Raw genomic sequence first — 25,793 nt, 5'->3', positions numbered from 1 at the left:
GAGCATGACCATTCAATAATCGGTCGGGCTGTCGATAACGCTCTCAAATAGAGTCGTTCTAGCTTTCCAGGAAGGCATACCCATGAAGATCGGCCCATATTCCTACTACTCTGCGCCACGCACGGACAGTTCGGAGCGCATCGAGGCGTCTGCCGTCGTCCAGCGCGGCGAGACCGAAGGAGCGACGCCCGACCCGGTAGCCCAGCGTTTCCAGGAACTTCAAGAGGGCCTGCAGCGCCTCCAGGCAATGCCCCGCGAGGTCGATATGAACAAGGCCGGTTTTCTCAAGCAACGTCTGGAGATGCTCAAGTCGTTGATGATGTTCGCCTCATCCAAGCAACTCGCCTCGATCGCCAAGGAACTCAAGAGCATCGCCAGCGAATTTAACCGCATCGCCAAGGGGCTGGGCGGCAGCGGCATGACAACGGCCCTGCCTGCGCCAGCCCTGAACGCAGCTCCGAAGACACAAGAGATTGGCACCGCACTGGCGAGTGCCCAATCTGCCAAGAGCGTGGCAGCTTCCCTAATGTCAGGCAGTGCCACGACCGCTTCCACCGGCCTGCCAGACGGCACGACGCCCGCTCCGGTGGGTTCGGGGAAGGCGGGTGAAGAGAAGCCTCCTTCCGGCGTCGCCTATTCCCATGTCCCGGAACAAGCAGCGACCACTGCCGAAGCGGACGATAAAGCACTGTTGGACTTGCTCAGGGATGCCAGAAAATCCCTGAAAGAAGCGATCGCCCTGCTCAAGAGCGCTCTCGACGAAGAGAACCGAGATGGCAAGAAGGCTCTACGCCAGGCTGAGAAACAGCTCGCCAAACTCGACCGAACACTGGCCATGTCAACCAGCGACGCGCCCTACTCAGTGGCCGGATTGCAACTCTTCGCCCCGCAGATTGGGGCAGCTCAGGGCATCAACATCGATATTTCGGTCTGAGTCAGCAGGCTCGCGTTGGCGAAGAGCGGCTGCGGATTGGCCACCGCCGGATCAGCTTGCCGACGATGGCGTTCTCGTATACGGCGTTGGTACTTTCTTATCTCTTCCTTCTTCGCTCTGTGTTGTCTCTTCAGATTTCCTGATCCGGCACCGCGCTCGGCTTGAAGCTGCTGGGGTCGAGATCGTGGCGCGACAGCAGCTTGTAGAAGTCGGTACGGTTGCGTCCGGCGATGCGCGCCGCCTGGGTGACGTTGCCTTCGGTGATCTTGAGTACCTTGATCAGATAGCTGCGCTCGAAGCTAGCACGCGCCTCGCTGAACGAAGGCAGCGCATTCTCCTCGGCGGCCAGCGCCTGGGAGACCAGCGCTTCGGGAATCATCGGCGTGCTGGTCAGCGCCACGCACTGCTCGACCACGTTGACCAGTTGGCGCACGTTGCCGGGCCAGGCGCTGGAAGCGAGCAGGTTGAGTGCTTCCGGCGAGAAGCCTTTGACGAACGGCTTATGCCGAGCGGCGACCTGCGCCACCATGTGCTTGGCCAGCAGCGGAATGTCCTCGGCGCGCTCGCGCAGCGGCGGCAGCTTGAGATTGACCACGTTGAGGCGGTAGTAGAGATCCTCGCGGAAATCGCCTTCGTGCATGGCGCGGTCGAGGTCGCGATGGGTAGCCGAGATGATGCGCACGTCGATCGGTACCGACTTGGTGCTACCGAGCGGGCGGATCTGGCGCTCCTGCAGCGCACGCAGCAGTTTGACCTGCAGCGTCAGCGGCATGTCGCCGATCTCGTCCAGGAACAGCGTGCCGCCGTTGGCGGCCAGGAACAGGCCTTCGTGCTGGCTGACCGCGCCGGTGAAGGCGCCACGGGCATGGCCGAACAGCTCGCTCTCCAGCAACTGTTCCGGCAATGCCCCGCAGTTGATCGCCACGAACGGCTTGTCGGCCCGCGGACTGGCCTGGTGCATGGCGTTGGCCAACAGCTCCTTGCCGCTACCGCTGGGGCCGGTCAGCAACACGCTCACATCGGAGGCGGCGACCATGTAGGCCTGCTCGAGAATGCGCTCCATCTGCGGGCTGCGGGTGATGATCTGCGAGCGCCAGGCTTCACCGCCCTCGCCTCTCGTGGTCGGCGTCTGCTTGAGTGCCTCGTCGATCGCCTCGAACAGCTCATCGCGATCGACCGGCTTGGTCAGGAAGCTGAATACACCCTGTCGCGTAGCGCTGACGGCATCCGGAATCGAGCCGTGCGCCGTGAGAATGATCACCGGCATGCCGGGCATGCGGCGCTGCAGCTCATGGAACAGCGCCAGGCCATCCATCTCGTCCATTCGCAGGTCGGAGAGTACCAGGTCCGGCGTATCTTCCTCGATGTGGCCAAGGGCTTCACGACCGCTCTCGGCGGTGGTGACGCGAAACCCCCGGCTCTCCAGGCGTATGCCCAGCAGCTTGAGCAGGCTCTTGTCGTCATCCACCAACAGGATGTGCGCCGTGTTCGCGCTCTTTCCCGGCTGCATGGCGGGCGTTCTCACCGGCCGTTTGGAAACTTCGGTATTCAATGACATGGAATGGACACCTCCTGCCATCTCTCGTTCGCCACCGGATGATGGCTTGCCACGATCAATGTGACGCGTCGGTACGCCGCCACTCCTTGACGCCGCACGGATGGCTCAGTCGCGTGAATTAATGGTTCGCTCGATATCGGTCAAGGCATCGAGCTTGTCCGACATCTCCTCGAGCTGCTGCTTCAGCTTCCGGTTTTCGCGTTTCAGCGCCTGCGTATCATCGTTGTTTCCTCCCTGTCGGCTACCGCCCGCTCCCTGCTGGGCGTAGAGTTCTCGCCGCTCCTCCAGGCCGTTCAGCCACTGTTGCAGCAATGGCTGCAAACGCGCCGGGGCCGTGGAAATCGTCGCCTTGTAGAGATTCGAGGCCTGCCGCCACTCACTCGGGCCATCCCAGGAGAGCACGACCGCCCGTGCCGCCTTCTGCTCGGCCCGGCTGGCGCCGATTTCGGACAGGACCTGCTGGCGCCAGGCAGCGTCGCCGCGCTGCGCCTCAAGGCCGAAGGCAACCCAGGAGTCGAGCAAGCAGACGTTGTCGGCGAATGTCGGCACGTCGCCGCAGCCGTGGGGCGTCGATGCCCCACCGGACAGCGACTGGCAACCCGCCAGCGTCATGACGACGGCGAACGCCAGCGCGCTCTTCACTTTAGTGACCATGTTTCCTTCCTTGCGTCGTCGGCCAGTACCACCTTTTCCGCTGTGCTGGCGTCGTTACCACGATCGGAGCCGCGTGCAGCCCAGGGCAGCGTGAGCCGGAAACAGACCGGCAGTTCGGCATCGTCGACCAGGGCCAGCTGGCCGTGCTGCAGCCGCGCGCAGTCCGCCGCCACCGACAGCCCGACTCCCGATCCCTTTAGCGGCCCCTTGCGTTTCGTACTACCCTGATAGAAGGCTTCGAACAGGTGCTCGCGGTCGACGCTGGCGATCGGCTCGCCGCTGTTGGCCACCTCGAGCGCCAGCCAATCGCGCTGATGATCGAGGCGTATCGTCAGCCTGCCGCCATCCTCGCCGTAGGCGATGGCGTTGGAGATCAGGTTGTCCAGGATTCGGGCCGTACGCTCGCGGTCCGCCTGCCATTCCAGCGGATGGTGAGGGCTCGAGACCTGCATTCCCTTGTTGTCCAAGGCCAGCCGGTGCTTGGCGAGAACCTCCTGGATCACCGTGGCAACGTCGAATCGCGAGACTTTCATGCGCTGGCTGTTCTGCAGCAGATTGTAGTCGAGCAACTGCTCGATCAGGGTCTGCAATTCCTGACCGTTCTCGTCGATCAGCTGGACTATCTCGTCCTGGCGCTCGTTGAGCTCGCCCGCCACGCCGTCGGAAAGCAAGGAGGTGCCCTCGCGGATGCTTGCCAGCGGCGTCTTCAATTCATGCGACATGTGACGCAGGAACTGCTGTTTCTGCGCTTCGAGTTCGGACAGGCGATTGGCCAGCCAGTTGAGTCGATCGCCCAACTGCACCAGCTCCGCCGGGCCTTGAATGCGCTTCGTCGTTTCCGCCTGATCGCCGCTGCCCAAGCCGAAGATGCGTCGCTCCAGCTGGCGGATCGGCCGCGTGATCAGCCAGGTAAAGAACAGCATCAGCATCAGGCTGGCGGAAACCAGCGCAGCGGTCTGCATCCATAGACGCGTCTTGACCGCGTTGGCCTGCTCGCGAATGCGCGCGATACGATCGTCGATCAGCTGGTTGGTGTCATCGCGCACGGCGTCGGATTCCGCCCCGAAACCGGAAAAGCGTTGCAGGAAGGCATCCATGTTGGCAACCGGCATCTCGGGCAGCACCTTGAGTTGCCGGTAGCGCTCGACCAGCGACTGGAAATCGGGATTGTCATGCATCAACGGCTCGTGCTGCGCCAACAGCTCGCCGAACTGTTGCGCCTTCTGATTGTAGATATCGCGCAGGCCCTCCTCTTCGATCACCGCATACTGGCGCGCGCTGCGCTCCATCTGTAGCGCCAGTGAACTCAGCATGCGCGCGCGGCGAGTCTCCTCCACCGCCTGTCGGGCGCTCTGGTCGGCCAGAGACGAGAGTTCGGACAGCGCCTGGCCGGCCTGGAACATCAGCACGGCGATGGGCAGCATCACGACGAGAAACGCCAATAGCACCAGTTGCATCAGCGAGCGCGGACGCCAGCGTCGGGAGAGCTCAGTGGTCATAAGAGTGGCTCTATGCAGGAGGCCCATTCGTGTCATGGATCGTTTCGCAAGGATAACATTTTTATTGAACGCCAATGCGGGGCTTTGGAGTACTTGCCGCGCCGCCTGGGTAGAGCTGCCGCTGTTTATCGTTCCCGTTTTTGACCCGTTATCGCCGCGTACCAGCATCGCTCGAAGCCCTATTCCCGAAATTCGTCATGGTGCCGGCCAGAGCATCGCTTCGCCGGCTCGAAGCCTGTCGAAGCAGCGACCAAAAAAGAGGGCCGGCAGAGCCGGCCCAAGGTACGCAGGGAACTGAAGGGTCAAAAGAACGCTCTTGAAAAACTGCCTGAATCAGCTGTTCGAAAGCGTTCCTGCGGGCCCGAAGGCCCCCGAAGCCGGAGAGGCGACATAAGCCATTCAGGGGCTGTCGGCTTCCGTGGCGGCGAACCGCCTGCTTCGATTCCTGAGCGGTCGCCTAGCTTTCAAAACCAGGCGGCCGATCGTGAATGGGTCCCCTCTCGCGAGGGGGAAGGCATCCTTGCCGGGGCATCCTTGCCCGAATGGTGCATCTCCCTGCCCGAAGGCCGCACCCGTCTCATCGCAACCTAAGTCACACATCGCATGGAGCAGACACTATCGAACCTTGCTAGGACCCTGCACAGGGTTGTCGAGGCCCCTGAGCAAGATTCGCCGAAACAACATTCAAGATGTCATCTCGTCGCTCTCGGTAAATACTAGTGCCAAAGCCGTGCCAACATTGGTTTTATTTTTAAAAATCAATAGCTTGAACTCATTGCCGGCGAATGCTTTCTGGCCAGGGTCGAGAGGGATCGACTAGGAGAGGGAAAATTGGCCGAAATACGTCGCCATTTGACAGCACATTTCGGCGAGAACCGTAAATTTGCTTATTTATCATCAAGTTATATTGTCTCCATTTGGAGACGCCCCGGCATAAAACCCCGCTTTCCAGGTGTCGCTTTATAGCGACTTCAACAACACCTTGGAGCGCCGGGCCTGGTTGTAAGTCTCGCGCTTGACCTCGGGCAGCGCCTCCAGCGACGCCAGCGAGAACCCGCGCTCGAAGAACCAGTGCGTGGTGTGCGTGGTCAACGCGAACAATTGCGTCAGGCCGGATCGACGCGCCCGACGTTCGATTTCCGCCAACAGGGTTTCGCCGCGGGCGCCGCGGCGGTAGTCGGTATGCACGGCGAGACAGGCCAGTTCGCCCATGCCGGCGTCCGGATGACGGTGCAGTGCCGCGCAGCCGATCACCATGCCGTCGCGGTCGATGACGACATAATCGTCGATCTCGTGCTCCAGCCGCTCGCGGGTTCGGGCCACCAGCATGCCGCTGGCCTCCAGCGGCTTGAGCAGCGCCAGCAGACCGCCGACGTCGTCGAGCACGGCCTGACGCAGTTGTTCGTAGCGATTCTGCGTGATCATGGTGCCCACGCCGTCGCGGGTGAATAGCTCCCCGAGCAGCGCATCGTGATCCCGCCAGGAGAGCAGATGGGTACGGCCGACGCCGTGCCGTGCCGCTTCGCAGGCGGCGCCCAGATGGCGCGAGAGTTCGCTGCCCGGTGCCGCCTGCTGACGCAACATCTCGGCCTCGCCCGGTGTCAATTGGCGCTGCAACTGCCCGCTGTCGTCATGCAGCCCGGCCGATTCGCCGAGTAGGATCAGCTTGTCCGCCTTGAGCGCGATCGCCACGTGCTGGGCGATCTCGGAGGCATCGAGGTCGAAGACTTCGCCGGTGCGCGAATAGCCCAGCGGCGGCAAGATCACCAGGTTGCCATCGGCCAGCAAACTCTCGATCGCCTGACTGCGCACGCGGCGGACCTCGCCAGCGTGATCGAAATCGATCCCCTCGCGCACGCCGAGCGGCTTCGCCGTGACCAGGTTGCCGGAAACGGCAGTCAACTCGACGCCATGCAGCGGCGTGTTGGGCAGGCCCAGCGACAGTTGCGCTTCGAGATCGAGACGCTGGCGCGCGGCGATACGCTCGACATGCTCCATGATCCGGCGGTCGGCGACCCAACGCCCCTCGACCCGGTAGGGCGTGACACCGGCGGCCTCGAGCGCCTGGTTGACCTGGGGGCGGATGCCATAGACCAGCACCAGCCGTACGCCCAGGGTATGCAGCAGCGCGAGATCCTGCAGCAGTTGATCCCAGCGTGACGACGCCATCGCCTCGCCTTCGATCAGAATGACGAAGGTCTTGCCGCGATGGGCGTTGATATAGGGCGACGAATTACGGAACCAGTCGACGAAGGGAAAGCGCGAGTCCAAGGAAGTGACGCTCCGGCAGGTGGGCAAGGCTTGAAACGATCGAGCCTTAACTATACCAGAGCGTTTTCTGCGGCGGGCATGGACGCCCGCGCATCGGCGATCAGCCGAACATGCCCTTGAACATGAAGAAGAACATGATCGACAGCAGCGCCCCGGCCGGCAACGTGATCAGCCAAGAAAGCACGATCGAACCGAGTACGCGCAGATTGAGCGCCGCCATGCCGCGAGCCAGCCCCACGCCCAACACGGCGCCGACCAGGGTATGGGTGGTGGAAACCGGCAACCCGGTACCGGAGGCGAGAACCACGGTCGAGGCCGCGGAAAGCGTCGCCGCGAAACCACGGCTCGGGGTCAATTCGGTGATGCCGGAGCCCACCGTGGCGATGACCTTGTGACCATAGCTCACCAGGCCGACGACGATACCGCCGCCGCCCAGCACCAGTACCCACCATGGCATGGTCGACGAGCCGCCCACGTTGCCGGCGCTCTCGACCACGCTGATGACTGCGGCCAGCGGGCCGACCGCGTTGGCTACGTCGTTGGAGCCGTGGGCGAACGCCATGGCACAGGCGGTAAACATCATCAGCACGCCGAAGATGCGCTCGACGCTGGAGAAGTCGTAGTTGCTGCGCGAGCGCCGGGCGCCGCGATTGATACGGTTTTCGAGCAGCAGTCCCAGCATCATGATGACCACCCCGAACGCCACGGCCAACAGCAGACTCTCGCCGAAATTCAGATCCAGGCCAACGTGGGAAAGCCCTTTGACCAGGGTTACCATCGAGACGATGAAGCCGACCAGAAAGATATAGCCGGGCACGTAACGCTTGGCGGCGGCGAACGGGTCGGGGTTGTCGAAGATCAGCACCTGAACCGAACGGAACAGCACGTAGGCGATCACCCCGGCAATCAGCGGCGATGTCACCCAGCTCAGCGCAATCGTCCCCACCGAGCCCCAGTCGACCGATTGCACGCCCAGCCCGGCAACGGCGAAACCGACGATGGCGCCGACGATCGAGTGAGTGGTCGAAACCGGCCAGCCTTTCAACGATGCGATCATCAGCCACGATCCGGCCGCCAGCAGCGATGCCAGCATGCCGTAGATCAGCAACTGCGGATCGCTTTCGAGCAGCCGGGGATCGATGATTCCCTTGCGTATGGTCTCGGTTACCTGACCGCCGGCCAGCCAGGCGCCGAGGAATTCGAAGACCACCGCGATGAGGATTGCCTGCTTGATGGTGATCGCCTTGGACCCCACCGAGGTACCCATGGCATTGGCGACGTCGTTGGCACCGACCCCCCAGGCCATGAAGAATCCAAAGACACAGGCGAGGATGATGAAGACATCACCGTATTGCGCAATGATGGACATAGGCTGAATTCGCTATGAGTGGCGTGACGAAGAGACTGGGAAAACGAAGACCCGCTGTATTCAGCGGGCCGTTAGAATTTGCAGGCGACTGCCCACGCGCTCGGCGCGGTCGGAGAGCTCGCCGATCCATTCGATGATCTTGTAGAGGAAGATCACATCGACCGGCGGCAGTTCGTCCTCGAGCTGGAACAACTGCCGCCGGATCGCGATCTGCTGATCGTCGGCCTGATGCTCGAGTTCGTGTAGTTCGCGGATCAATTCCTGCATCACGTCGGAGACATTGCGGCCGAAGCCGGATTCGAGCAGGTCCTCGAGCTCTTCGAGCGCCTTGCGCGCCTGTTCTACCGTGGCCACGGCGGTGCGCAGGTAGTCGCGCATCGGTTCGGCCAGCGACTCGGGGATGTTCATGTTGCGCCCAAGCATGATCCCGGTAATGTCGCGCGCCTTGTTGGCGATCTTGTCCTGTACGCTGATCAACTCCAGCAGATCGGAGCGCGACACCGGCAGGAACATGGTATTGGGCAGATTGAGGCGAAGCTGGGTCTTGAGCTCGTCGGCTTCGTGCTCGAGCTGGGTGATCGCTTCTCGGTGACGCCGGGCTTCCTCCCAATCGCCGCCGAGAGCAGCATCGAAGAACGGCAGCAGCTGGCTGGCGCATTCGCTGGTCTTGACGATGTGGGCCAGCAACGGCTGGAACGGCGAACGTCCAAACAGCGCCGAGAACGGATTGGTACTCACCATAACGAGGCCTGGATGCGTTGGAAGTGGCGGCGCCAGTATAATGACTGCGCCCGGATGCGTCATGAAAAATTCATGTTCATGGCGGCCACTTGTCTCCATTTTCGCGATTGATCATCGGCGGGAACCTGCATGAGCGACGAAATCGAACTCAAATTGATGCTTTCCTCCGAAGGGCCCCAACGCCTGCTTGCGCATCCACTGCTCAGTGGCCTGGACACACGGTCGATCACGCTCGGCAATCTCTACTACGATACACTCGAGGGTGCGCTGGAATCGGCCCGCGTGGCGCTGCGGGTGCGGCGCATGGGAGAGCGACGATTGCAGACCCTGAAAAGCGCGGCGCAAAGCCACGGAGGATTGTCGAGTCGCGGCGAATGGGAGTGGTCGATCGACGACACCGAACGCAGTGCCGCCGGACTCGACCTGAATGGGCTGCGCGCGCTGCATCATCCAGCCCTGGAAGCGCTGGATCTCGAGCGCCTGCGTCCGGTTTTCGCCACCGATTTCGAACGCCGCCTGTGGCGTTTCCGGAAGGGCGAAGTCGATATCGAGATTGCCCTCGACCAGGGCGAGATTCGCGCCGGGGCGGCAAGGCTGCCCATTTGCGAACTGGAGCTGGAACTGAAATCGGGTCATCCCGAGGCGCTCTGGGATTTGGCCGAGCGCCTCTGTGGCGGCCAGCCTCCGCTGCCAGCCCGCCCGGCCAACCACAGCAAGGCGAGCAGGGCCAACGCGCTTCGCCGTGGCTGGCCGCATCCCGAGCCGCCACCGACGATCGCCCTCGACGATGTCATCGATGCCGTCGACCAGTGGCAGGACAGCCAGGATGACGCCTGGCATCGAGCGGCCATGAGCCGCCTCGAACATCTGATGGCCACTTCGCCCAGCCTGCGGGATGCCGGCCAGCGCCTGCTGGCGACGCTTCGCGAAGGCCGGATTCCCTGGGACGCCCGGGCCTGGTCGACACTGCAGCGGGCCGGCTGATTACCCTCGGAACCACGCACAACCTCAAGGATAGGCGCCTTCGTTCATGCAATCCGACTCACCTTCATTGCGCAAGCGGGTTTTCCAGATCATCTTCGAATCCGATACACGCCCGGCAAAGACGTTCGACATCGTTCTGATCACGCTCATTGTGCTCAGCGTCGGCGTGGTCTTTCTGGACAGCGTTCCCCGACTGCATGAACGCTACGGTGAGCTTTTCTACGTTGTGGAGTGGATGTTTACGCTCGTCTTCACCCTGGAGTTGGCACTTCGCCTATATTGCCTGGATCGTCCGCTGCGCTATCTGCGCAGCTTCTACGGCATCCTCGACCTGCTCGCCATCATGCCGACCTGGTTGAGCCTGCTGCTGCCCGGCGCCCAGTCGCTGCTGGTATTGCGGGTGCTGCGCGTGCTGCGGGTGTTCCGGGTCCTGCGATTGATGGAATTCGTCGGCGAGGGCCAAATGCTGGTCCAGGCGCTCAAGCGCAGCCAGCGCAAGATCCTGCTGTTTCTGCTGACGGTATTGCTGATCATCACCGTCTTCGGCGCCCTCATCTATTTGATCGAACCGCCGGAGGCTGGATTTACCAGCATGCCGCGCTCGATGTACTGGGCCATCGTCACGCTGACCACCGTCGGCTATGGCGACATCGCCCCGGTGACACCGCTCGGCCAGTTCATCTCGGCCTTCATGATGATCCTGGGCTATTCGATCATCGCCGTACCGACCGGGGTCTTTTCCGCCGAAGTGATCCGCTCGATCCACCAAGAGCGCTACTCCGACGAAGCCTGCCCCGGCTGTGGACACGAAGGCCATGAGCGCGACGCCAAGTACTGCCGACTCTGCGGCACCTGGCTCGACGAAGAGACGCCCGACCCGAAGGCACCGCCTGAAGAAAAAGCACCGGACGACGCGCCAGAAGGTGACGCAAGACCGAGCTGAGATAGCGCCGGCGCCGTGTAACGTTTTGTCATCTTGCTGTGACATGAAGACGACACACTCTCCGGTCATGCCAGACCGTGCGTATCCATCGGAGTGTTCGTCATGCCATTTCCACGCTTTACCCTTCGCAGCGGCTTGATCGCCATGCTGATTCTCTTCGCGCTGATGCTCTCGCTGATCGGCGGCGGCAGCTATGTGGCGATGAAGCAGGCGAAACAGACGTTCGACACGCTCTATATACTGAATGTGGAACGACTCGGTACCGCACGAGCGGTCTATGCCGACCTGATGGAAACCCGCTCCCTGCTCAACAGCTATCAGACCGATTACAACCGTCTGCGCGTCAAGTCCGCCAAGCAGTCCTGGGCTCAGGCGGAAACAACCTTCAAAAAGGCGCAAGACAAATTTGCCACCCTGCCCGCCGGTGAAGACAACCTGAATGCCAGCTTCGAGGCGCTGATGAACGATGGCATTCTCCCCGGCTTCGCAACCCTCAAGGCTTGGGACGTCCAGGGCTACCAGGAAAGCGCCCAGCATGCCAGCGAACTCACCGCCACACTGAACGACGCCCTGGACGAGCTGACCCAGCGCGCCAATATCAGCGCCACCAATGGCGCCGACGACATGGCACGCAACATGCATTCCCTGGAGATAGGCCTGTTACTGGCACTGTTGCTGGCCATCGTCGCGATCGCCGCGACCTTCATCATGCTCAGGCGCCATCTGCTCGGCCCGCTCAACGATGTCCGCCGGCATCTGGCACGAATCGCCGACGGCGATCTCAGTGCCCAGTTGCCAGTCAACGGCGTCAGCGAGATGCGCCGGCTCAAGGCGGGCGTCAACGCCATGCACGAAGCGTTGTATGCGCTGGTCGAGCAGCTCCAGCAGGAGAGCGACGCGCTACGCCGGGATGCCGCCCAATTGACCGAGGCCAGCCAGGCGCTCAACACTCAGAGCCAGGACCAGGCGCAGGCGTTGCAGCAGACCTCGGCCAGTATGGAAGAGATCACCGCGACGGTGTCTCACACCGCGGATCATGCCGAGCAGGGTCGACAGCTCGCCTCGGAGAACCGGCGCCAGATCGACCATAGCGGCGAACAGCTGGCATCGGCGATTGCCGAAATGGAAGAAGCGCAATCCCGTTCGCAAGCCTCGCTGGAAGTCATCGCGATGATCGATTCGCTGGCATTCCAGACCAACCTGCTGGCACTCAACGCCTCGGTGGAAGCGGCGCGGGCCGGCACCCAGGGGCGTGGCTTCGCCGTCGTGGCCGAGGAAGTCCGCAGTCTGTCCGCGCGCTCGGCCGAGGCCGCGCGGACCATCCGCGAGCAGATCGAAGGGACTCACCAGCAGGTACGCCAGGGCGCCGGCGTGCTGGCCCAGGCCGGCCAGACGCTGGCTACCGCCGTACGTTCCAGCGAGCAGCTGAGCGAACTGCTCGACAGCATTACCCTCGCCTGCCAGCAGCAGCGTGACGGCATTCATCAGATCGACCAGGCGATCGTCGCCATCGACGGCGTCACCCAACGCAACGTCGCGCTGGCCGAACACACCTTCCAGGCGACCCGGGGTCTCGACTCCCGCGCCCGACAGCAGCGGGATCGCGCGGCCGCCTTCCGCCTGAGCACCGGGCAAGAGAGCGAGAACGAGAGCGTGGGCGAGGAAGCGGCCACCGACGGCAATGCTCCGCTAGCGCTGCCCGCGTAAGCGTCAGCGTTGTGCCCGAAGCGCCAGCGTTGTAAAAGCCTTTCAGCGAAACGGCGTGGTATCGCCGCGCCCTTCGCGCACTACCATCGGCGGAATCTCGCGCAGATCGACCACCGTGGTCGGTTCGAGATGGCAGGCACCACCGTCGATGATCAGTTGCAGATGGGCGCCGTAACGATCGCGAATCTCTTCGGCATCGGTCATCGGCAGCTCTTCCCCGACTGGAATCAGCGTCACGCTCATCAGTGGCTCGCCCAGCGCACCCAGCAGCGCGAGGGTGATCTTGTGGTCGGGCACGCGCACGCCGATCGAACGGCGCTTGGGATGCAGCAGCAGGCGTGGCACTTCGCTGGTGGCGTTGAGAATGAAGGTGTAGGGCCCGGGCGTGTGCGACTTGAGCAGACGGAAGACACTGTTGTCGACCTTGGCGTAGGTACCGATCTCCGAAAGATCCGAACAGACCAGAGTGAAGTTGTGGCGATCGTCGAGCTGGCGCAGCCACTTGATCTTCTCGATCGCCTTCTTCTCGCCGAGACAACAACCCAGCGCATAGCCGGAATCGGTAGGGTAAGCGATCACTCCTCCCTGGCGCAGGATGCCAATGGCCTGATCGATCAGGCGTTTCTGCGGGTTCTGCGGATGGATCTGGAAGAATTGGGTCATCTCGTCCCCTCCTGAAAAAGACCGTCGCAGCAAGCGTAACAGATGCCGCGTCATTCGCTGCCAGCCTTCACGCGCCACTGGCAAAGGCGTGCAGTGCCGGGTGACGCCAGATCGGCTTGACGTGGGAGCGCGGCGGCGGGCTGATCGTCCCCGGCGCCAGCGCGCCGCCGGGATAGTGAAAGTCGCTGCCGAGCGAGCCGTAAAGGCCGTGAAAGTCCAACTGACGGGCCAGATCGAAGGTCGCGTCCGGATTCTGGTAACCACTGACCAACTCCGCCGCCTCGCCACCGGCTTTGATGAATGCCGAGAACAGCAAGTCGCGCTTGCGCCGAGTCATGCCGTAGCGCAGCGGATGGGCAATCACCGCCACGCCACCGGCGTCACGAATCCAGCCGACCACGCTCTCCATCAGCGGCCAGTGGGTCTTGACGTCACCGCGCTTGCCGGCCCCCAGATAACGCTTGAATGCGGTCTTGCGGTCCGGCACCAGCCCGGCCGTGACCAGCGCCGCGGCAAAATCGGGCCGCCCCAGTGGGCGCTCACTACCGGCCTCGCGGCGCGCCCGGGCGAGGCCATCGTCGAGACCGATCTTCTCCAGGCGGTGGGCAATTTCCCGCGCTCGAGTCCGACGAGCTTCTGCCAGGACCTCGAGTTTCGCCTCGAAGGCCGGCGACGCCCCCCGGGGCAACAGGGCGACGACATGGATGGCGATCCCCCGCCATTGGCACGACAGCTCGGAGGCCGACAACAGCCGGATACCGTGGCGCTCACAGCGGCGACGCGCCTCGGCGACACCCTCGAGGGTGTCGTGATCGGTCAACGCCAGATGGGTCAATCCACGAGCGTGGCATAGATCGACCAGATCGCCGGGCGCGAGCACGCCATCGGAAGCGTTCGAATGCAGGTGAAGGTCGATACCGCGCGAACGGTCGAGCGCATCGGGCAGCGCAGAGCCCGGGACAGGAAGATCGACGTTGGCAATGGACATAGGCATGACGCCGGACGACGTCTTTGTCAGAATAGAGCGCTTATGGTGAGGGGCGCGGAGAGCCGGGTCAATTGCGCCCCCACCGCCCGCCAGAGGTCTTGCGTGCATGAAACTGCTGTTCGATTTTCTTCCCATCGCGATCTTCTTCGCCGTCTATCACTTCAGTGGCGACATCATCACTGCGACACTGGTGCTGATACCCGCCACCCTGGCACAGTTGGGGATCGTCTGGTGGCGCCAGCGGCGGGTCGAGAAAATGCTGCTGATCACCTCGATCATCGTCATCGTCTCGGCAACCGCCACGGTGGTCTTTCACGACCCGGCCTTCATTCAGTGGAAACCGACCGTGATCAATGCCTTGTTCGGCGTGGCTTTCTTGTTGTCGCCGCTGTTCGGCGGCCAGACGCTGGCGCAGCGCATGATGGGCAAGGCCGTGACGCTGCCGGCCGCCACCTGGCGACGGCTCAATCTCGCCTGGGTGCTGTTCTTCCTGGCCATGGCGGCACTCAACGTCTACGTGTTCAAGCACTATGACGAAGCCACCTGGGTCGATTTCAAGTTGTTCGGCATGCTGGGACTGACACTGCTGTTCGTCTTCGGACAGGCCCTGTTCCTGGCGCGCCATCTGTCCCGTTCACAATCGGAGGAAGGTCCCTGATGCTCTACGCCATCATCAGTGAAGACATCGACAACAGTCTGGAAAAGCGCATGCAGGCGCGCCCGGATCATCTCAAGCGACTGGAAGCGCTGCGCGACGAGGGACGCCTGGTGCTGGCCGGCCCGACGCCAGCGATCGACAGCAACGATCCGGGCGAGGCCGGTTTCAGCGGCAGCGTGGTGGTGGCCGAGTTCGAGTCACTGGAGGCGGCTCAGCAGTGGGCGGACGCGGATCCTTACGTTGCCGCCGGGGTTTACGCCGAGGTCAAGGTCAAGCCGTTCAAGCGCGTATTGCCCTGATTCGGCGTTGTTATCCACAGTGGGTGCGCGGCCGGTTTTGCACACTGACTGTGGATAACATTGTTAAAATCCCGCGGACGTCTTGCTCATCCGCTATTGCCTCGCCCGTTGGCGCCAACTGATCATTTTATGAACACCTCTTGGAGAGTCGGTCAGGAACCTGGCCGACGAGGAGGTGAAGAAGCGCATGAGCGACGAACACTCGAATCCTTTCCGGCAGCGCATCGAGCCCGCCGAGCTCGATTGGCATCTCGATACGGGACAGCACGAAGCCCCCTTTTCGAGACGCTACGATGACGTCTACTTCTCGCGTCATGATGGTCGCGAGGAGACCCGCTTCGTCTTCCTGCAGCACAACGAGTTGCCCGAGCGACTGGCCAACTGGCGGGCGTCACGCGCCTTCGTGATCGGCGAGACGGGATTCGGCACCGGCCTCAACATGCTTTGCGCCTGGGAGTGCTTCGATCGCGTTGCGCCCGCGGGTGCCCGACTGCATCTGATCTCGGTCGAGAAACATCCGCTGACCCGGGACTCGCTGGCTCGCGTGTGGGCCGGCTGGCCGGATCTGGCCGAGCGCGCGCAGGCCCTGATCGAGCAATGGCCAGCGGCGGTGCCCGGCGTGCATCGTCTGCAACTGGCTGAGCGGGTCACGCTGGATCTGCACTTCGGCGATGCCGCCGCCTGCCTGGCGCGACTCGATGGCAGCGTGGATGCCTGGTTCCTGGATGGCTTCGCCCCGGCCAAGAATCCGGACATGTGGCAACCGCCGCTGTTCGAGGCGCTCGCCGCGGCCAGCCGCCCCGGCACGACCTTCGCCACCTTCACCTGTGCCGGGCCGGTCAAGCGTGGCCTGGCCGCCGTCGGTTTCGCCTGGCGCAAGGTGCCCGGCTTCGGTCGCAAGCGAGAGATGCTATGCGGCGAATGGCAAGCGCGTGAACGGCCCGTGGCACGCGCCGCCACGCCCTGGTTCACGCCACCGCCGCCGCGCCGCGCCGAGCGCGTCGCGGTGATCGGCGCGGGCATCGCCGGCGCCAGCGTCGCCGAGGCCCTGACACGGCGCGGCAGCGAGATCATCCTGGTCGACCGCGCCGGCATTGCCGCCGGCGCTTCTGGAAATCCGCAAGCGGCGCTCTACGTCAAACTGGCCGCCGAGGCCAACCTGCAGAGCCGCTTCTACCTGGCGGCGCTCCTCTATACCCAGCGCTGGCTGGCCCGACTCGACCCCGGGCGTCGCTGGTGGTCGGACAGCGGCTTGTTGCAGTTGGCCGGCAATGACCGGGAACGGCGGCGTCAGCAGCAGTTCCTCGCCAACCACGCCCTGCCGGAAGCCGTCGTTTCTGGCTGCGACCGATATGGCGCCTCTCGGGCGGCCGGCATCGAGATCGACTCCGACGCGCTGCTTTATCCCCAGGCCGGCTGGGTCGATCCGGTGGCGCTGTGTCGTTGTCTGGCGTCGCAACCGGGCATCGAGTTCCGCCAGGCGGAGCTGCGATCGCTGCGGGAAACCGAGACCGGCTGGCAACTCCAGCAGGCAGGCACGACGCTGGCCGTGGATCAGGTCGTCTTCGCTACCGGTTACGCCAGTCGCGACTGGCTCGACGGGCTGCCGCTGCAATCGATTCGCGGCCAGATATCGACCCTTTCATGCCCCGACCCAGCCAGGGTGGCGTTATCCAAGGTGCTGTGCGCCGAGGGCTATGTGCTGCCGCCGCGTGGTGGCGAGCTGACCTTCGGCGCCACCTTCTCGCCCAACGACACCAACGCCGAGGTGAGCGAGGCCGACCATCGACGCAATCTCGACGAGTTGGCACGTACGGCGCCGTCGCTCATGGCAAGTCTCGGCGAGATAACGCCCGGCATGCTTCGGGGCCGCGCCAGCGTGCGCGCCGCCAGCCCCGACAAGACCCCCTATGCCGGTCCGTTACCGGATGCGACTCAGTGGCGGCGAGACTATGCGGAGCTCGCCAAGGACGCCCGGCGCCGCTTTCACACGCCCGGCAGTCACTATCCGGGGCTCTGGGTCAGCGCCGCCCACGGTTCCCGCGGCATGGTCAGCGCCCCCCTGTGCGCCGAACTGATCGCCTCGCGCATTCACGATGATCCGCTGCCGCTCGAACGTGAACTGGTGGATCATCTGCATCCCGGTCGACGCATCATTGCCGACCTGATCAAGGGCAACTGATACCGGCCACGCTGCGAACCGGTATCACGCGCCCAGGCGCGACAATGCCTTTGCGTCCAGACAGCGATAAGTGAAGGAAGGCCGGCCGATCTGGCCATAGTGGAAGGATTCCTCGAGCACGCCCCGATCGACCAGGTGCTTGAGATACTTGCGAACCGACACTCGCGACATGCCGGTGTCCTCGCTCAACGCCTCGGTGGTGAAGACGCCATCGCAATGAGCAATCGCCGCGCGCGCGACCTGGGCCAGCGAATTGGCGGTGAGCCCCTTGGGAAGGTCACCCGGACGCAGTGACGCCGGGGCGCCGACATCGCGCCGGAACAGGGCGTCGACGTCACGCTGATGCGCCCGTGCCGGCAGACCCGCCAGACGCTGGTGGGTTTCCAGGCAGTGATGCAGCGCCTTTTGAAAACGCTGGAACTCGAACGGTTTGACCAGATAGTCGCTGACCCCGAGATGCTTGGCCTCGCGCACGGTTTCCATCTCGGAAGCGGCGGTGATCAAGACGATCTGCACACCCTGGGCCTGTCGGCGCAACTCACGCACCAGCGACAAGCCGTTGTACTCGCGCAGGTAGACGTCCAGCAGCAGCAGATCGACCGGCTCGCTGGCCAGAATGTCGCGCGCCGTCGGCAGATCCTCGCACTGGGCGACCAGACTGACGCCGTCGATGCGATTGAGAAACTCGACGTTGAGGCGCATCACCATCGGGTCGTCTTCCACCACCAGTACACGCATGCGTCATATCACTCCATCGGTCACCGGGGTCACGGCCACGGCATAGGGTAATGTCACCTCGACCAGGGTGCCACGCCCCGGTGTCGAATAGATCGTCAGCAGCCCGCCACGGGACTCGACATGGGACTGCACCATCGCCAGGCCATAGCCGCGCCCCTCGCCCTTGGTCGAGACGCCCTGTTCGAGGGCGCGCGCCTTGCCCGTCTCGCTCATGCCCACGCCGCTGTCGGCCACGTGCAGCGACAGCGCGCCGGCATCGAGGCTCAGCGTCAGCGTCACCCGGCGATCGTCACGGCCGGCGACGGCCTCGAAGGCGTTTTCCAGCAGGTTGCCGATGATCGTCACCAGCAGATGGCAGGTCTCCTCTTCCGCCGCCGTCGGGATGTCGCTCTCCAGTTCGATGTCGAGTTCGATCCGACGCTCGCGGGCCTCGCTCCCCTTGGCCAGCAGGAAGCCGGCCAGCACCGGATCCTTGACCCCGGAGACACGCGCCGCCGCCGGCGCGATCAGAGTATCGTCGAGTTCACGCAGATAGCGCTCGAGCCGGCCGAGATCCCGGAGTTGCACGAGGCCCAGGATGACGTGCAGCCGGTTCTTGAATTCATGCGTCGAGGCCCGCAGTGCCTGGGCATACCGACTGACACCGGTCAGCTCCTCGGCGAGCCGGTTGACCTCGCTGCGATCGCGCAGCGTGACGACGCTGCCGCCGGCATCGTGACGATCGCGTATCGGCACCCGGTTGACGATCAGTGCCCGACCGTTGAGCGTGAGGCGCCGGTTGAGCGCCGCCGCCCGATCATCGAACAGCGTCCTGAGCGCCGTCTCCGGCACTTCCGCATCGTTGCCCGCAGGCCCGGGGCCCAGTAGTTCGCGCGCCGCCGGGTTGATCAGAGTGATCCTGCCGTCGCCACCGACCGCCAGCACGCCTTCGTGGAGTGACGCCAGCAGCGCTTGGCGTTCCTGCACCCATTGCGAGATCTGATGCGGTTCGAACCCCAGCAGAATGCGTTTGATATAGCGCGCCAACCACCAGGCGCCGAGGCCGCCCACCAGCATCAGCAGCGCGATCCCCAGCATCACCACCTGACGATTTTCGGCCAGCAGCAGCCCGACCCGGCTCAAGGTCACGCCGGTGGCCACCGCGCCGATCACCCGGCCGTCGGCGTCGAGCACCGGCGCAAAACCGCGAATGCTGATACCGAGCGTACCTTCCGAGCGCGACACGTAGGATTCGCCCTCGAGTGCCGGATCCTCGTCGCCGCCGCGGAAGTGGCGACCGACCTCCGCGGGCTTGGGGTGAGTCAGGCGCAGGTGATCGCGATCCATCACGGTAATGAAATCGACGCCGAGGCGCTCGCGCAGTGCCTCGACATGCAGGCGCAGCGCGGAGCCCGCATCGTGAACGATGGGACGCGCCGCGAGCGCCTGACGAATGTCGCTGCGGTCGGCGAGCACCTCGGCGAGGCCCATGACCCGTTCGCCCTGGGCACGTTCCAGGTTATCCCTGAGTTGATAATTGAACAGCAGAAACGCCATCCCGAGCGTCAGCACGATCATGCTGGCGACGAGCAAGAATATCTGCGCACTCAATCGCAATCGTTTCACTAGCGGTTCCTGAAAATGTGTCGTCGCAGCATACGCGCCTCGATACGCCCATGTATCGAGATCCGGGGCGCCAGCAATCTTAGACCAACGTTGTATACCCTCTCTGCCATCTGTGTGCTCTTCGATGAACGATGCCTTTCAATATTTTATAAAGGCTTAAATAACTTCCGAAAATTTGGTCAGCCTCGCCAAGCTTTTATCCTCTTCGCGTACTGCCCTTCGGGCGTGAATTCCGTTTGCCGCCTTTCGGGCGAGAATCCTTGGGGAACCAACCATGACCTCAACCGTGACACAACATGTTCACGCCGGAGCCGAGCGCCGGAGCCACCACTGGCTGTCGACGCCGATATTCGGCATTCCGTTACCGCTTTTCGCTATCGCCACCGCCGCTCTGATCATTTCCATGGCGACCGACACCCTCCCCACCGGCATGATCGGTGCGTTGCTGGTGATGATGCTGCTGGGTGAGTTGCTGGGCTTCATCGGCGATCGCCTGCCGATCGTCAGAAGCTATCTCGGCGGCGGCGCGATTCTCGCCCTGTTCGGCGCCGCCGCGCTGGTTTATGTCCAGTGGCTGCCGAGCGGCGTGGCTGATAACGTCACCCAGTTCATGAAAGGTGGCGGCTTCCTCAACTTCTATATCGCCGCGCTGATCACCGGCAGCATCCTCGGCATGGACTCTCGGGTACTGGTCAAGGTCGGTTCGCGCTATGCTCTGCCGCTGATCTTCGCCGTTCTGTTCGCGGCGCTATTCGCCGTTGCCGTCGGCTGGCTGCTCGGCTTCTCGGCCCAGGACGCGGTGGTGGTCATTACCCTGCCTATCCTGGGTGGCGGCATGGGTGCCGGCGCGGTACCGATGAGCCAGATCTATGAGCAGCTGCTTGGCCAACCGGCCAGCTACTACATCTCTGTCCTGGTACCGGCGCTGGCGCTCGGCAACGTCTTCGCGATCATCATCGCCGGCCTGCTCAATGGCCTCGCCAAGCGTATGCCAAGCCTGACCGGCAACGGCCAGATGATGCCGGGTGTGGAAATCGAGGAGAAAGAGAGCAACTTGGACCTGTCCAAACTCGGCATCGGCGTCGTCGCCGCGCTGACCTTCTTCGTCGCCGGTCAGATCCTGGGTGACTTCATCCCGCTGCATCCCTACGCGCTGATGATCATTCTGGTCGCCGTGCTCAAAATCACCAACATCGTGCCGGAGTTCATCAATGACGCGGCCTCGCAGTGGTTCCAGTTCGTCGCCAAGAACTGGACCTTCGCCCTGCTGTTCGGCATCGGCATCGCTTATACCGATCTCGGCCAGGTCATCGATGCGATCTCCATCATCTATGTGCTGATCGTCTTCGCCGTCGTCGCCGGCGCGGCGTTCGGCGCAGGCCTGGTCGGCAAGCTGGTCGGCTTCTACCCGATCGAGTCGGCGATCACCGCCGGCCTGTGCATGGCCAACATGGGCGGCACCGGCGACGTCGCCGTGCTCTCCGCCGCCAAACGCATGCAACTGATGCCGTTCGCGCAGATCTCCTCGCGACTCGGCGGTGCGCTGATCCTGCTGATTTCGAGTATCGCGGTGCCGATGCTGTTTACCTGACGTAGCAGCCCCGCGGAAACGGAAACGGCGCCCTGTTCTCAAGAACGGAGGCGCCGTTTTGGTTGGGCGCTAAATCCCATGTTGCCGAGGCAACGCATTCCAGCAGAATCAGCCTACCACTGACCGAGCCTCAACCACCCTTTTGCTCGTTATTGCGAGGGGCAAGCCCCTCGCGCTCCCCTTTTTGACACCACAGACGGCGAAACCCTGAACGCCCGAGCGCTGAACTCGGGTCGGCGCGAAAGGGCATCCTGCCCAACGCGCCTCTTGCGACATCCATGTCGCAAGCCCCGGTTCATCGCTCAATCGTTCAGCGCCGTTCTGGAAGGTGTCATAGGGTGGGAAATTCCTCCATTGTGGCTTGATCAGCAGCGTCCAGCACTTTCTACCGGTAGCTAGTCACCTTCTTCTTCATCATCGGCCAGATCCCGCCCGAAACTGCGCCACTGGGCCAGCGTCATCACCTCGGTGCTCTCGGTCTGTAGGTCGTGGACGATCAACAACTCGCCGCGCTCGAGCTGGCGCTTGAGATCCCGCACCCAGTCATGCATGTCCGTTGCGACATCGGTGGTGTCGTAGCCCTGGCGGGTGACAAAGGTTTCCAGCAGCGCATCCAGCGTCTCCGCCGGCAACATGCGATGGGGAACCTCGACGAAGCGTCCGCTCATTTCATGCCTCCCATTCGGCCAGACGCTCCAGGAAGGCGGCCTCGTCGATCACCTCGACGCCGAGTTCCTCGGCCTTATCCAGCTTGCTGCCGGCGCCGGGGCCGGCGACCACGGTGGCGGTCTTCTTCGATACGCTGCCGGCAACCTTGGCACCGAGGGCCTGGAGCCGTTCCTTGCCTTCGTCGCGGGTCATGCTCTCGAGGCTGCCGGTGAGCACCCAGGTCTGCCCCGCCAGCGGCTGCGGACGCTCGCCGATATGCGCTTCTTCCCAGGTCACGCCAACGGCGATCAAATCGTCCAGGGTCTCCTGGTTGTGTTCCTGGCGGAAGAAGGTGTGAATGTGACGCGCGACCACCGGACCGACGTCGGCGACCGACTCCAGTGCTTCCAGCGATGCTTCGCGCAGCGCCTTGAGCGAGCCGAAATGGCGCGCCAGGTTGGCCGCCGTGGCCTCGCCGACCTCACGAATGCCGATGGCGTAGATGAAACGTGCCAGAGTGGTCTGCTTGGCCGCTTGCAGTGCGTTGACCAGGTTGTTGGCGGACTTCTCCGCCAGGCGTGGCAGTTCGGCCAGCGATGCGGCATCGAGCCGGAACAGATCCGCCGGTGTCTTGACCCACTCGCGCTCGACCAGCAGATCGATCAGCTTTTCGCCCAGGCCGTCGATGTCCAGCGCGCGCCGGCTGGCGAAATGCTTGAGCGCCTCCTTGCGCTGGGCCGGGCAGAACAGTCCGCCGGAGCAGCGCGCCGCGACCTCGCCTGCGAGCCGCTCTACCTGGGAGCCGCAAACCGGACACTTGCTAGGCAGCTCGATGGCGCGGGTCTCGGCCGGACGCTTCGATGCGACCACGCCGACGATCTGCGGAATGACGTCACCGGCACGGCGCACGATGACGGTATCGCCGATACGTACGCCCAGACGTTCGATCTCGTCCATGTTGTGCAGCGTGGCGTTGGAAACGGTGACCCCGGCGACCTGAACCGGCTCCAGCTTGGCCACGGGGGTCAGCGTGCCGACGCGACCGACCTGGAAGGCGACGTCGTTGAGCGTGGTGGTCTGCTCCTGCGCCGGATACTTGTAGGCGATGGCCCAGCGCGGCGCGCGGGAAACGAACCCCAGCTCGCGCTGATCGCGTAGGCTGTCGACCTTGAGCACCGCGCCGTCGATGTCGTAGTCGAGGCCCACGCGCTGTTCGCCCAGCTCACGGCAGAAATCGAGCACGCCGCTCGCCCCCTTGACCACGGCGAGCAACGGGCTGGTCCGGAACCCCAGTTGGCGCAGCCGCTTCAGGTAATCGGAGTGGGACTGGGCATCGTCCTCGCCTTCCAGCCGCGCGACCTGGTAGGCGCAGAACTCCAATGGCCGTTTGGCGGCGATCGATGAGTCGAGCTGACGCAGACTGCCGGCGGCGGCATTGCGCGGGTTGGCGAAGACCTTTTCGCCATTCTCTCGCGCGCGCTGATTGAGTGCCTCGAAGCCGGAGTGGCGCATGTAAACCTCGCCGCGCACCTCGATCAGGGATGGGACCGATCTTCCGCGCAGCTTGAGCGGAATCGAATGGATCGTGCGCAGATTGAGCGTGACGTCCTCACCGGTGCGGCCATCGCCGCGGGTCGCGCCCTGCACCAGCCGACCGTTCTCGTACACCAGCGACACCGCCAGGCCATCGAGCTTGGGCTCGCAGCAGAAAACCAGCGACTCGCCGTCGCGTTCCAGCTTGTCGGCCGCCCGCCTGACGAAAGCGTGAAGCTCTTCCTCGCTGAAAGCATTGTCGAGCGACAACATCGGCACCGCATGAGTCACTTCCTCGAAGCGGTCGGCCGGTGGTGCCCCCACCCGCTGCGTCGGGGAGTCGGGCGTCGCCAGTTCAGGATGATCCACCTCGAGTTGCTGCAGCTCACGCAGCAACTTGTCGTATTCCGCATCGGTGATCTGCGGGTCGTCCTCGACGTAGTAATGATAATTGGCGTCTTCCAACTGCTGGCGTAGGGCCTCGACCCGCTGACGGGTCGCTGGGGGGATCTGGCTCATGATGCTCGATTCGATCGCTGCGAATAAGTGACAGGCATTGTAGCGGAAGGCGCAAGAGGCCGCCGCCCGATCGCCACGATCATAACCGTGACGGAAACGACGACGGGGCCCGAAGGCCCCGTCGCTGACACCGAACGCTGACGGCTCTTAATTGGACGCTGAAGGCTCTCAGTTGGACGCTGAAGGCTCTCAGTTGGATGCTGAAGGCTCAGTTGGCTTGGTAACGATGCAGTCGATGACGACGCTCGAACTCCTGCACGCGCTGGCGGGCGAACTCGATGGTCTGCGCGGTCATCACGCTGTGGTTCTCGTCTTTCAGCTCGCCGCCGAGGTTGCGCACCAATACCATGGCCGTTTCCAGCATCGCTTCGAAGGCGGCCGAAGTATCATTGGCACCCGGCAACGGCATCAGGAAGGTGACACCCGGGGTAACGATGTTCTGCATGTTGTCGAGATCGAATACGCCGGGTTTGAGCACATTGACCATCGAGAACTGCAGTTCGCTGTCGCTCGATTCGGTTTCGTAGCGATGGAAGATACCCATCTCGCTGAATCGCAGCCCGCAAGCGAGCATCAGGTTGAGCAAGGTGGTACCGTCGAAACCGTCCTCGGTACGCGCCAGCACGCTGATGACGATGACTTCCTCGGCGTGCGCCAGCGTCTCGCGAGCCCGCGCGGCGCTGACATGATGGCGCTTGGCGCGTTCGACCGCTGGGTGCTGCGTGACCACGTCGTGGCGCGGCGCCGGCTCTTCCACCGGCACCTCGGACTCGACCTGAGCCACGGACTCGGTGGAAGGCGGCTCGACATAGCCCGGATCGGCCGCCCCATGCGCTTCGCTCTCTGCCTGCGGAGCCCAGTCATCTTCCTCATGCGGCGTCAGCGTGGTGATCTGCAGGCCTTCCGGAACCGCATCCGCCTCGACTCGCGGCTCCACACGAGTTTCCCCGAGCGGCTGGCGAGAGCTCGGCTTCGGCTCTTCATGATTAGCCTCAGGCGTTTCATGACCAGCCAAGGGCGTTTCATATCCGGCCGCGGGCGTATCACGGCGAGCCGCCTGCGGGGCACGGTCCTCTTCGCCGCCGCGTTCCGGCTCGTCGCGCTTGTGGTTCAGCCACTGGGCCGATTCGCTGACACGCTTGGCGCCAGCGCGCATGGCGCTCTTGACGTTCTTCTGCATGCCGGCGAAGGAGGAACGCGACTTGCGGTTGAGAACGCTGCGCTGCAGTTCCTCGTCCGGGATTCGCTCCTGGCGCTTCGGCGCCGAGGGCCTGACCGGTTCCGAGCCGCTTCCGCTGCGTTCGAACGTCGCCGGCCGAACGACACGGGCCCCTCCATTGGGCAGTTCCCAGTTGATCTCGGCCTCACGGGCCGCCTCTTCCGGATCCGTCTCGGATCCGGCGTCCGTTCCGCTCTCTCCGATCGCCCGATCAAGGCGCGGAACCCGACGTTGGCGCTGAAGGCGACGGAAGCCATCGATCACGATGGTCGCCACCAAAACCAGCCCTAGGATGATCAGCCACTCTCTTAGTTCCATGGGTCGTCTTGCCTGTTCGCGGTGCCACTGTGCTAGAAGAGGACAACATGCCTAAGGCATGTCGGCCCTAGCATAGCGTGATTTTTCAAAAATGGGCCACTTTTTTTCTTTGTCAAGTAAAGTTTTTGGCCACCAGCAATCGCCCTTCAATTTTCCCTAATGAGAGACATCC

At 63.4% G+C, this 25,793-nt stretch carries 21 protein-coding genes; 8 read left to right on the top strand and 13 right to left on the bottom strand.

Features of this window, described 5'->3' with window-relative positions; translation table 11 throughout:
* The first annotated feature begins 82 nt into the window (after positions 1 to 82).
* The gene (locus DOM57_RS04950) at positions 83 to 934 is read left to right on the top strand and encodes a hypothetical protein (RefSeq protein ID WP_110648107.1); all 852 of its coding nucleotides are present in this window, start codon (positions 83 to 85) and stop codon (positions 932 to 934) included.
* A 130-nt stretch (positions 935 to 1,064) separates the two neighbouring features.
* On the opposite strand, the gene glrR is transcribed toward DOM57_RS04950, so the two are convergent.
* The 6 genes from glrR to DOM57_RS04920 form a co-directional block, all read right to left on the bottom strand.
* Positions 1,065 to 2,444 carry a two-component system response regulator GlrR gene (glrR, locus tag DOM57_RS04945; protein WP_110648188.1) on the bottom strand — a complete coding sequence of 460 codons (1,380 nt, stop codon included), beginning with the start codon at positions 2,442 to 2,444 and terminating at the stop codon, positions 1,065 to 1,067.
* Between the two features lie 153 nt (positions 2,445 to 2,597).
* A complete protein-coding gene (locus tag DOM57_RS04940) occupies positions 2,598 to 3,146 on the bottom strand; it encodes a hypothetical protein (RefSeq protein WP_110648187.1) in 549 nt (182 codons plus the stop codon).
* Positions 3,131 to 4,645, bottom strand: coding sequence for a HAMP domain-containing sensor histidine kinase (locus DOM57_RS04935; protein WP_110648106.1), 1,515 nt, complete (start codon positions 4,643 to 4,645; stop codon positions 3,131 to 3,133). The genes DOM57_RS04940 and DOM57_RS04935 overlap by 16 nt, the downstream gene beginning before the upstream one ends.
* A gap of 960 nt (positions 4,646 to 5,605) precedes the next feature.
* Positions 5,606 to 6,916 carry an amino-acid N-acetyltransferase gene (argA, locus tag DOM57_RS04930; RefSeq protein WP_110648105.1) on the bottom strand — a complete coding sequence of 437 codons (1,311 nt, stop codon included), beginning with the start codon at positions 6,914 to 6,916 and terminating at the stop codon, positions 5,606 to 5,608.
* 100 nt (positions 6,917 to 7,016) lie between these two features.
* Positions 7,017 to 8,285, bottom strand: coding sequence for an inorganic phosphate transporter (locus DOM57_RS04925; protein WP_110648104.1), 1,269 nt, complete (start codon positions 8,283 to 8,285; stop codon positions 7,017 to 7,019).
* 60 nt (positions 8,286 to 8,345) lie between these two features.
* A complete protein-coding gene (locus DOM57_RS04920; protein WP_110648103.1) occupies positions 8,346 to 9,026 on the bottom strand; it encodes a TIGR00153 family protein in 681 nt (226 codons plus the stop codon).
* Between the two features lie 129 nt (positions 9,027 to 9,155).
* On the opposite strand from DOM57_RS04920, the gene DOM57_RS04915 reads away from it, so the two are divergent.
* The 3 genes from DOM57_RS04915 to DOM57_RS04905 all read left to right on the top strand — a co-directional run bounded on the left by DOM57_RS04915 (position 9,156) and on the right by DOM57_RS04905 (position 12,660).
* Entirely contained in the window at positions 9,156 to 10,010 is an 855-nt protein-coding gene (locus DOM57_RS04915; RefSeq protein ID WP_110648102.1) for a CYTH domain-containing protein, read from the top strand.
* A gap of 46 nt (positions 10,011 to 10,056) precedes the next feature.
* A complete protein-coding gene (locus DOM57_RS04910; protein WP_110648101.1) occupies positions 10,057 to 10,953 on the top strand; it encodes an ion transporter in 897 nt (298 codons plus the stop codon).
* A 102-nt stretch (positions 10,954 to 11,055) separates the two neighbouring features.
* A complete protein-coding gene (locus DOM57_RS04905) occupies positions 11,056 to 12,660 on the top strand; it encodes a methyl-accepting chemotaxis protein (RefSeq protein ID WP_110648100.1) in 1,605 nt (534 codons plus the stop codon).
* A gap of 42 nt (positions 12,661 to 12,702) precedes the next feature.
* Here DOM57_RS04905 and DOM57_RS04900 read toward each other — a convergent pair whose 3' ends face one another.
* Positions 12,703 to 13,323, bottom strand: a complete 621-nt coding sequence (locus DOM57_RS04900; protein WP_110648099.1) for an L-threonylcarbamoyladenylate synthase — start codon at positions 13,321 to 13,323, stop codon at positions 12,703 to 12,705.
* A 67-nt stretch (positions 13,324 to 13,390) separates the two neighbouring features.
* Positions 13,391 to 14,311, bottom strand: coding sequence for a PHP domain-containing protein (locus DOM57_RS04895; protein ID WP_110648098.1), 921 nt, complete (start codon positions 14,309 to 14,311; stop codon positions 13,391 to 13,393).
* A gap of 106 nt (positions 14,312 to 14,417) precedes the next feature.
* Between DOM57_RS04895 and DOM57_RS04890 the strand changes: the two genes are divergently transcribed.
* The 3 genes from DOM57_RS04890 (at position 14,418) to mnmC (ending at position 17,450) form a co-directional block, all read left to right on the top strand.
* A complete protein-coding gene (locus DOM57_RS04890) occupies positions 14,418 to 14,969 on the top strand; it encodes a septation protein A (RefSeq protein WP_110648097.1) in 552 nt (183 codons plus the stop codon).
* Entirely contained in the window at positions 14,969 to 15,268 is a 300-nt protein-coding gene (locus tag DOM57_RS04885; RefSeq protein WP_110648096.1) for a YciI family protein, read from the top strand. The genes DOM57_RS04890 and DOM57_RS04885 overlap by 1 nt, the downstream gene beginning before the upstream one ends.
* A 187-nt stretch (positions 15,269 to 15,455) precedes the next feature.
* Complete coding sequence (mnmC, locus tag DOM57_RS04880; RefSeq protein ID WP_110648095.1) at positions 15,456 to 17,450, top strand: bifunctional tRNA (5-methylaminomethyl-2-thiouridine)(34)-methyltransferase MnmC2/FAD-dependent 5-carboxymethylaminomethyl-2-thiouridine(34) oxidoreductase MnmC1; 1,995 nt, start codon at positions 15,456 to 15,458, stop codon at positions 17,448 to 17,450.
* 24 nt (positions 17,451 to 17,474) lie between these two features.
* Here the strand turns inward: mnmC and DOM57_RS04875 are convergent, their stop codons facing one another.
* Together DOM57_RS04875 and DOM57_RS04870 are read right to left on the bottom strand one after the other, a co-directional pair.
* A complete protein-coding gene (locus DOM57_RS04875) occupies positions 17,475 to 18,188 on the bottom strand; it encodes a response regulator (RefSeq protein WP_110648094.1) in 714 nt (237 codons plus the stop codon).
* 3 nt (positions 18,189 to 18,191) lie between these two features.
* Positions 18,192 to 19,793: an ATP-binding protein gene (locus tag DOM57_RS04870; protein WP_239496117.1), complete on the bottom strand. Its 1,602-nt coding sequence runs from the start codon at positions 19,791 to 19,793 to the stop codon at positions 18,192 to 18,194.
* Positions 19,794 to 20,067: 274 nt separating this feature from the next.
* On the opposite strand from DOM57_RS04870, the gene DOM57_RS04865 reads away from it, so the two are divergent.
* Entirely contained in the window at positions 20,068 to 21,384 is a 1,317-nt protein-coding gene (locus DOM57_RS04865; protein ID WP_110648093.1) for a 2-hydroxycarboxylate transporter family protein, read from the top strand.
* 395 nt (positions 21,385 to 21,779) lie between these two features.
* Here DOM57_RS04865 and DOM57_RS04860 read toward each other — a convergent pair whose 3' ends face one another.
* The 3 genes from DOM57_RS04860 to zipA all read right to left on the bottom strand — a co-directional run bounded on the left by DOM57_RS04860 (position 21,780) and on the right by zipA (position 25,621).
* Positions 21,780 to 22,052, bottom strand: coding sequence for a YheU family protein (locus tag DOM57_RS04860; protein ID WP_110648092.1), 273 nt, complete (start codon positions 22,050 to 22,052; stop codon positions 21,780 to 21,782).
* 1 nt (position 22,053) lies between these two features.
* Entirely contained in the window at positions 22,054 to 24,084 is a 2,031-nt protein-coding gene (gene ligA / locus DOM57_RS04855; protein ID WP_110648091.1) for an NAD-dependent DNA ligase LigA, read from the bottom strand.
* 208 nt (positions 24,085 to 24,292) lie between these two features.
* A complete protein-coding gene (zipA, locus tag DOM57_RS04850; RefSeq protein WP_110648090.1) occupies positions 24,293 to 25,621 on the bottom strand; it encodes a cell division protein ZipA in 1,329 nt (442 codons plus the stop codon).
* Positions 25,622 to 25,793 lie beyond the last annotated feature (172 nt).

This window comes from Salinicola peritrichatus (assembly GCF_003206715.1).
In the GTDB taxonomy this organism is placed as follows: Bacteria; Pseudomonadota; Gammaproteobacteria; order Pseudomonadales; family Halomonadaceae; genus Salinicola; species Salinicola peritrichatus.
Note: the sequence above shows the minus strand (reverse complement) of the source record. Positions and strands in the feature narration are given on the sequence as shown.

Bases quoted from the DNA above. Each gene is read 5' to 3' on its own strand.
- DOM57_RS04950 (WP_110648107.1), top strand. From the start codon at position 83: ATGAAGATCGGCCCATATTCCTACTACTCTGCGCCACGCACGGACAGT.
- glrR (WP_110648188.1), bottom strand. From the start codon at position 2,444: ATGCAGCCGGGAAAGAGCGCGAACACGGCGCACATCCTGTTGGTGGAT.
- DOM57_RS04940 (WP_110648187.1), bottom strand. From the start codon at position 3,146: ATGGTCACTAAAGTGAAGAGCGCGCTGGCGTTCGCCGTCGTCATGACG.
- DOM57_RS04935 (WP_110648106.1), bottom strand. From the start codon at position 4,645: ATGACCACTGAGCTCTCCCGACGCTGGCGTCCGCGCTCGCTGATGCAA.
- DOM57_RS04925 (WP_110648104.1), bottom strand. From the start codon at position 8,285: ATGTCCATCATTGCGCAATACGGTGATGTCTTCATCATCCTCGCCTGT.
- DOM57_RS04920 (WP_110648103.1), bottom strand. From the start codon at position 9,026: ATGGTGAGTACCAATCCGTTCTCGGCGCTGTTTGGACGTTCGCCGTTC.
- DOM57_RS04915 (WP_110648102.1), top strand. From the start codon at position 9,156: ATGAGCGACGAAATCGAACTCAAATTGATGCTTTCCTCCGAAGGGCCC.
- DOM57_RS04910 (WP_110648101.1), top strand. From the start codon at position 10,057: ATGCAATCCGACTCACCTTCATTGCGCAAGCGGGTTTTCCAGATCATC.
- DOM57_RS04905 (WP_110648100.1), top strand. From the start codon at position 11,056: ATGCCATTTCCACGCTTTACCCTTCGCAGCGGCTTGATCGCCATGCTG.
- DOM57_RS04900 (WP_110648099.1), bottom strand. From the start codon at position 13,323: ATGACCCAATTCTTCCAGATCCATCCGCAGAACCCGCAGAAACGCCTG.
- DOM57_RS04895 (WP_110648098.1), bottom strand. From the start codon at position 14,311: ATGTCCATTGCCAACGTCGATCTTCCTGTCCCGGGCTCTGCGCTGCCC.
- DOM57_RS04890 (WP_110648097.1), top strand. From the start codon at position 14,418: ATGAAACTGCTGTTCGATTTTCTTCCCATCGCGATCTTCTTCGCCGTC.
- DOM57_RS04885 (WP_110648096.1), top strand. From the start codon at position 14,969: ATGCTCTACGCCATCATCAGTGAAGACATCGACAACAGTCTGGAAAAG.
- mnmC (WP_110648095.1), top strand. From the start codon at position 15,456: ATGAGCGACGAACACTCGAATCCTTTCCGGCAGCGCATCGAGCCCGCC.
- DOM57_RS04875 (WP_110648094.1), bottom strand. From the start codon at position 18,188: ATGCGTGTACTGGTGGTGGAAGACGACCCGATGGTGATGCGCCTCAAC.
- DOM57_RS04865 (WP_110648093.1), top strand. From the start codon at position 20,068: ATGACCTCAACCGTGACACAACATGTTCACGCCGGAGCCGAGCGCCGG.
- DOM57_RS04860 (WP_110648092.1), bottom strand. From the start codon at position 22,052: ATGAGCGGACGCTTCGTCGAGGTTCCCCATCGCATGTTGCCGGCGGAG.
- ligA (WP_110648091.1), bottom strand. From the start codon at position 24,084: ATGAGCCAGATCCCCCCAGCGACCCGTCAGCGGGTCGAGGCCCTACGC.
- zipA (WP_110648090.1), bottom strand. From the start codon at position 25,621: ATGGAACTAAGAGAGTGGCTGATCATCCTAGGGCTGGTTTTGGTGGCG.